General features: G+C 46.5%; 5 protein-coding genes. 4 read left to right on the top strand and 1 reads right to left on the bottom strand.

Features of this window, described 5'->3' with window-relative positions; translation table 11 throughout:
* The 4 genes from nirB to AB4653_RS15110 form a co-directional block, all read left to right on the top strand.
* On the top strand, positions 1-2,050 hold a 2,050-nt coding region (nirB, locus tag AB4653_RS15125; RefSeq protein ID WP_372104629.1), incomplete at its 5' end, for a nitrite reductase large subunit NirB.
* A gap of 140 nt (positions 2,051-2,190) precedes the next feature.
* Complete coding sequence (gene nirD / locus AB4653_RS15120; protein ID WP_004730303.1) at positions 2,191-2,535, top strand: nitrite reductase small subunit NirD; 345 nt, start codon at positions 2,191-2,193, stop codon at positions 2,533-2,535.
* Positions 2,536-2,677: 142 nt separating this feature from the next.
* Entirely contained in the window at positions 2,678-4,147 is a 1,470-nt protein-coding gene (locus AB4653_RS15115) for a NarK family nitrate/nitrite MFS transporter (protein ID WP_009844888.1), read from the top strand.
* A gap of 147 nt (positions 4,148-4,294) precedes the next feature.
* Positions 4,295-6,085 carry a bifunctional protein-serine/threonine kinase/phosphatase gene (locus AB4653_RS15110; RefSeq protein ID WP_009844887.1) on the top strand — a complete coding sequence of 597 codons (1,791 nt, stop codon included), beginning with the start codon at positions 4,295-4,297 and terminating at the stop codon, positions 6,083-6,085.
* Between the two features lie 56 nt (positions 6,086-6,141).
* Here the strand turns inward: AB4653_RS15110 and cra are convergent, their stop codons facing one another.
* A complete protein-coding gene (gene cra / locus AB4653_RS15105; protein ID WP_009844886.1) occupies positions 6,142-7,146 on the bottom strand; it encodes a catabolite repressor/activator in 1,005 nt (334 codons plus the stop codon).
* Positions 7,147-7,275: the final 129 nt, after the last annotated feature.

Below are 7,275 nucleotides of genomic sequence, written 5' to 3'. Positions count from 1 at the left end.
CCTGATGGCCGTACAGTTAGATGACGGTGGCGGTGCCCTACTGCGCAGAAAAATTGAAGACCTTGGCGTACAAGTTCATACCGAGAAAGCAACCTCTGAGATAGTCGCGGGTGAAAGCGCTCGCTACAGAATGAACTTTGCAGACGGCACCCACCTTGAAACCGATATGATCGTGTTCTCTGCAGGTATTCGCCCTCAAGATGCCCTAGCTCGCAGCTCTGATATCGCCATTGGTGAACGTGGCGGCATCGTGATTAATGATCACTGCCAAACTAACATCGACAACGTGTATGCGATTGGTGAATGTGCGCTTTGGGACAACAAGATCTTCGGCTTAGTCGCACCCGGTTACTCCATGGCGAAAGTCGCGGCTTCGCATATTGTCTCCGGCGGCACTGACGATGCTGCATTTACTGGTGCCGACATGAGCACCAAGCTCAAACTGCTTGGCGTCGATGTGGCCAGTATTGGTGAAGTACATGGCAAGACGGAAGGAGCTCAGTCGTATACCTATAACGATGAAATTGAACAAGTTTATAAGCGCCTGATCATCTCGGCAGACGGTACAAAGATTGTCGGTGCAGTATTGGTCGGTGATGCAGAAGCTTACGGTTCGCTACTGCAAATCAAACAAAACGATATGCCCCTTCCTGAAAACCCATCGGTATTGATTTTACCTAACGTGGCCGATGATTCAGGTTCGGCAATGGGTGTTGAAGCTCTGCCGGATAGCGCTGTGATTTGTTCATGTTTCGATGTGACCAAAGGCGACATTAAAGACGCGGTTTCAGCGGGTTGCACCACGATGGCTGCATTGAAAGAAACCACGAATGCTTCAACAGGTTGTGGCGGTTGTTCTGCCCTTGCTAAACAGGTTCTCGATAGCGAGCTAAGTAACCTAGGTGTGGAAGTCTCTAACGATATCTGTGAGCACTTTGCGTATTCTCGCCAAGAGCTAACTGACATCATCCGCGTCAACAAAATCAAGACCTTCGATGAGCTGTTAGATTCTCACGGAAACGGATTGGGCTGTACTGTGTGTAAACCGGCTGTCGGTTCGATTCTGGCTTCGTACTGGAACGATTACATCCTTGAAGATCAACACATAGAACTGCAAGACACCAACGACATCTACCTCGGTAACATGCAAAAAGACGGCACCTACTCTGTGGTTCCGCGTATTGCTGGCGGTGAAATCACACCCGATAGACTAATCGTGCTTGGCGAAGTCGCTAAAGAATTCGACCTTTACACCAAGATCACCGGTGGTCAGCGTGTCGACTTGTTTGGCGCTCAACTTAACGAACTGCCAATCATCTGGAAAAAGCTAATCGATGCTGGTTTTGAAACTGGCCATGCCTACGGTAAATCGGTACGTACCGTGAAATCGTGTGTGGGCAGCACTTGGTGCCGATACGGTGTCGACGACAGTGTTGGCTTAGCGATTCGACTAGAGAACCGCTACAAAGGCTTGCGCTCACCCCACAAGATCAAGTTTGCGGTTTCTGGCTGTACTCGTGAATGTGCAGAAGCCCAATCAAAAGATTTTGGCATTATCGCCACCGACAAAGGTTGGAACCTCTACATCTGTGGTAACGGCGGTATGCGCCCTCGCCATGGTGACCTTTTCGCTACCGACCTTGATGAAACCACACTGCTGCAATACATCGACCGCATTCTGATGTTTTACACACGTACCGCGGATCGCCTACAGCGTACGTCGGTATGGATGGAAAACCTTGAAGGCGGCATCGAATACCTCAAGCAAGTCGTGATTGAAGACAAGCTCAATGTTGCTGAAGAACTTGAAGCTGACATCGCTCTCAACATCGAAAAATACCAGTGTGAATGGAAAACCACCATCGAAAACCCTGGAAAAATGAAGCGTTTCCAGCACTACATCAACAGCGAAGAAATGGACACTAGCCTGTCATTCATCAAAGAACGAGAGCAACGCTTTCCAAAGCCAAGTTTGAGCTCTTCTGTTGATTCACAACGCGATGAAAAGCTAGCCAACGCAGACCAAATCGAAGTGACTGAGGTTTCGTAAGCCTCATTGACGTGTGAGTGAATCAGTAACAACTAAACCCAATATCGATAGTCGACAGCGGCGCAGCCCAAGAAAACTGCTGTCGGCTATCACGCTAATTAAATTGATTATTAGTTTTATGTTTTGACTAGGAGAAAATCATGGAAAATTGGACAACCGTATGCAACACCCGGGACCTAACCCCAAACGGTGGTATTTGCGCCAAAGTAGACGATAACCAAGTGGCTATTTTTTACTGCAAGCGAAGTGACACGCTTTATGGGCTCTCTAATTACGATCCTGTTGGTAAGGCGAATGTGATGTCACGTGGTATCATTGGTTCATTAAGCGGTGAGCCTTACGTAGCCTCACCCTTATACAAGCAGCATTACCACTTAGAAACTGGCGCGTGCCTTGAACAACCCGATCTCAAGCTCGTGAAATTTGAAGTTCGCAAGCAAGGAGAACAGGTTCAGGTTCTCGCACCGCTTGCTATCGCCAGTTAACTAAACGCCGACACCATCATGTAAACGCTTTATCAGCGTGAGCAATTTCGGCACAGGGTTTAGCCACATGAATGCGTTCGAATTTCGGAAGTAACGCACGAGCTAAAGCCGGGTAATTTTCCAGATTTAAAGGATTTAAACCATGGATAACACAAAATTTTCGCTGCTTTCATTTACGGGTAAGATGAAAACCTTACACCTAAGTTGGATGGCCTTTTTTATCACCTTTGTTGTGTGGTTCAACTTTGCCCCACTACTGCAAATGGTAAAAACGTCGCTTGGTCTTTCTACTGAAGAGATCAAAACACTGCTTATTCTCAACGTTGCATTGACCATTCCGGCGCGTGTCGCCATTGGTATGTTAACCGACAGATACGGCCCAAGATTGGTCTACTCTTCGCTACTCGCTGTCTGTTCAATCCCTTGTTTTATGTTTGCTATGGCAGACTCTTTCATTCAAGCGGCGATTGCTCGTTTCCTATTAGGCTTCATTGGTGCTGGCTTCGTCGTTGGTATTCGCCTTGTGTCTGAATGGTTCCCACACAATGAATTGGGTACGGCTGAAGGTATTTACGGCGGTTGGGGTAACTTCGGTTCAGCAGCAGCAGCGTTTACCCTTCCAACTCTCGCTCTAGCGTTTGGTGGTGAAGACGGCTGGCGTTATGCGGTTGGTATTACTGGCGTAATGAGCTTAGCGTTCTCGTTTGTGTTCTACAAAAACGTAACGGATACACCAAAAGGTTCTACTTACTTCAAACCAGCTCAAGTAACAGCGATGGAAGTGACATCAAAGGGTGACTTTTTCTTCCTACTTATTATGAAGATCCCAATGTATGCCGCTTTAGCGCTACTGACTTGGAAGCTATCACCAAGCAACATCAACATGTTATCTGACATGGCGGTTTACTCTGTGTATGCAGGTTTAGCCGCACTTTACGTGTACGAAGTGTCGCAAGTTTGGAAAGTAAACAAGAACGTATTTAAAGAAGAAGTACCAGAGATTCACCAGTACAAATTCAAGCAAGTTGCGGTACTTAACGTATTGTACTTCGCGACATTTGGTTCTGAACTGGCTGTTGTTTCTATGCTGCCACTGTTCTTCTCTGACACCTTTGAATTAACACCAGTTCTTGCAGGTATGGTTGCATCGGCTTATGCCTTTATGAACCTAATGTCTCGCCCAGGTGGTGGTTGGATTTCAGATAAATTCGGTCGTAAACCAACACTGCTTATTCTAACGATTGGTCTTGCTGTGGGTTACTTTGCAATGGGTCAAGTCGACAGCACATGGCCTGTATGGCTAGCGGTTGTCGCTGCAATGGCGTGTTCTTTCTTCGTACAAGCCGGTGAAGGTGCGGTGTTTGCAACAGTTCCTCTAATCAAGCGTCGTATGACAGGTCAGATTGCTGGTATGACAGGTGCTTACGGTAACGTGGGTGCGGTGGTTTACCTAACTGTGCTTTCATTCGTAAGTTACCAAACCTTCTTCTTGGTGATTGCAGGAACAGCAGTACTAGGCTTCGTTACTCTGATGTTCATGGAAGAGCCTAACGGCCAAATTGCTGAAGTGAATGACGACGGTAGCGTGACCTTGATTAACGTATCGAGCTAACCACTCATTGAATCGGGAGTAGTACCAAGGTGTGTTTCACCACTTTGGTACTACGTTCAAAGGCTCTGCATTCGCTAGAGCTTTTGTTCTTTCTCAGATGTGCTCTCAAGCAAATGAGAAGACGGCCAGTTAAGAAGAAGACCAGTTATGACAATTTCATTCAGCCAAGGGCAAGTCGTCACGCCGGAATCAAACAACCAATTAACGCTTAAGTTTGGCGGTTATTCGAATAAAGGCATACGTGATGAAAACCAAGACGCCATCATTGTAAAGCACCCCAAAACTCGTACTGAGCAAGAGTTGAAAGGCAGTGTCGTCTGCATAGCAGACGGGGCAAGTTGCAGTGAACACGGCCAGAAAGCCAGTCACACCAGCGTGATGCAATTTATCGACGACTATTACGCCACTCCAAATAGCTGGAGTATTCAGCGTTCAGCACAGAAAGTCTTAACCTCACTCAATTCTTGGCTCTTCAACACGTCTGTTTCTAACATTCATCCTGCACAACAAGTGAACCACAACGCCCTCGTTTCGACGTTCAGCAGCGTGATACTCAAATCGAACACCGCACATATATTCCACGTTGGCGACAGTCGCATTTACTTACTAAGAGATGGAGAATTACGCCAGCTTACCCGCGACCACACCCGTAAAAATATGGGGCAGAAGCATTACCTAACGCGAGCTTTAGGGATGGATAATCAACTCAACGTTGACTACCAAACCCTGCCTATCAAGAAAGGGGACTGCTTTATCCTGACCTCTGACGGCGTGCATGAATTTGTTGCTCCCAATACTTTCAAAGAACACATCGATAGACCTGAAGTGGATTTCGAATACGCCGCACAAACGATCTGTAACACCGCTTTAAGCCACAACAGTTCAGACAACGTGAGCTGCTTGATTGTGCAAGTCAGTCACCTACCTAAACCTTCGCTGATTGAATTCCATGAGAAACTGGCTAAACGCGCCATCCCACCCGCGTTAAAGCTCGGGCAAAGTATCGACAACTTTATGGTGCTTGAGGTGTTGTATGCAGGCTCTAGAAGCCATGTGTATCGTGTGATGCAGAAAGAGACACAAACCGAGTTCGTGCTGAAAGTCCCTTCCGTCCAATATCATGATAGCCCTTCGCAACTGAGAGCTTTCTTTAATGAACAATGGGCGGGGATCTTGCTAAACAATAAGAAAGTAATGAAGGTCTACCCTACGCCAGAGAACTCGCAATTCTTATATCAAATCTGCGAATGGGTAGAAGGCATCACGCTAAGACAATGGATGTACGACAATCCAAAACCGTCACTCAATGAAGTACGCGACATACTAGAAAAAATCACACAAGGTATTCGAGTATTACAACGCGCAGACATGGTGCACCGAGACTTAAAGCCCGAGAACATTATGCTTCAACATGATGGTGAGATAAAAATCATCGACCTTGGCGCTGTATTAGTCAGAGGACTTGAAGAGGGAGAGCTCGCAGACAAAGACGACACTCCACTAGGTGCGGTCAATTACATAGCGCCAGAGACCATCAAACATAACAGCGCGACCACCAGCTCTGATCTGTTCTCTATCGCTGTGATCGGCTATGAGATGCTAACCGGTGAATTGCCCTACTCTGAAATGACCGCACAATCGCTTAAGCAATCTCGCCACCATCAATGGGAATACCAACCCATCACACAAAAACGAGCGGACTTACCAAGCTGGGTGGATTTGGTGTTACAAAAAGCCTGTGCCGAATCACCAAGCGAACGTCATCAAGTGTTGGGGGATTTTGTGGCAGACCTTTACACACCAAACCAAAGCTTGGTGAAAAGCAAAGCCAAGCAACCTTTGATAAACCGAAACCCAATCCAGTTTTGGAAAGTGTTGGCTTTGTTGCTCGGCATTGTTGCCATTGTAGAGTTGGGCTTATTGCTTGGTTCGAGTTAACTCCAAGTTCGAGCTAAGTGTCCAAGTCTAACCTAGCTTGTTTAAACTAACTGGAATTAGCCTCGTCTCACTAAACTTCTCGGCACGAGTTCAATACCCGCTTGGTAACGCTTAGCGGATGCATTTAACGCCAAAGCAAAAGCGCTGTCGGCAATTACTTCAAACTGCTGCGGCAGTGAATGGACTTTAAAAGGCAAGAAGTCGAGCAGTCGGTTATCACCAAAGGTTGCCAGTTTTACTTGATTAATCAGCTCTGGTTTTTCAACCATTACATCCAACACACCCTCTAACAAGGTGTAAGACATAGTCACAATCGCATCAGGAACCGTGCCTTTTGCAATCCAACCCTCAAAAACCTCTCGCCCAGATTCCCTATCAAAGTGCTCACCATAACCCACAACCATCGGCTTGTTTTCTGCGAGCCCTGTTTGTTGAGTATGTGCTTTATTCGCAGCTTCAAAACCTAGGTGACGTTCGCGTGAGATATTTAGATCAGGAAGTGCGCCTATCAAACCAACACTATGAATATTGTCATCGAGAATCGAATGCGTCAGTTCAAATGCGGCTTCGAAATCTTCACTGAGTACGCAAGCAAAGTGCTCATCATCTAACGGACGGTCAATTGCGATCACAGGCGTTCCTGAGTTTTGCAACTTTAAGTAGAACTCGTTGGCGTCTGGCATTGAGCTCGCAACCAGCAAGGCATCAATACGACGACTTACCAAAGCTTCAGCCACTTTTCGTTCTGTTTCAGCATCATCATCAGAACAACCAATCAATATCTGGTAGCCCACTTTGCGTGAATTCTGCTCTATCAATTTTGCCAAACGCGCGTAACTGCTGTTTTCCAGATCCGGAATAATCAAACCAAATGAACGGCTATTACCAGCGCGCAACGACGAAGCGGCGTGGTCTGGACGGTAATTATACTCTTCTACAACCGCCATGACTTTCTGTTGAGTCTTTTCACTGATTCTGTATTTCTGCGCCTTGCCGTTGATGACATAACTGGCTGTGGTTTTCGATACTCCAGCCAACTTAGCGATTTCATCAAGTGTCATATGAGTGACCTGTATTTTGTGCGTAGGATCATATAACGAATGATCTGATCCCTGGATTAGTTGAATTATATGCTGAATCGATTCAGTATAAAAGCTGAAAGGATTCAGCAAAATCTGAAAAGTGACTTC

It is taken from the genome of Vibrio sp. 10N.222.48.A3, assembly GCF_041475345.1.
GTDB classification, from domain to species: domain Bacteria; phylum Pseudomonadota; class Gammaproteobacteria; order Enterobacterales; family Vibrionaceae; genus Vibrio; species Vibrio tasmaniensis_A.
Note: the sequence above shows the minus strand (reverse complement) of the source record. Positions and strands in the feature narration are given on the sequence as shown.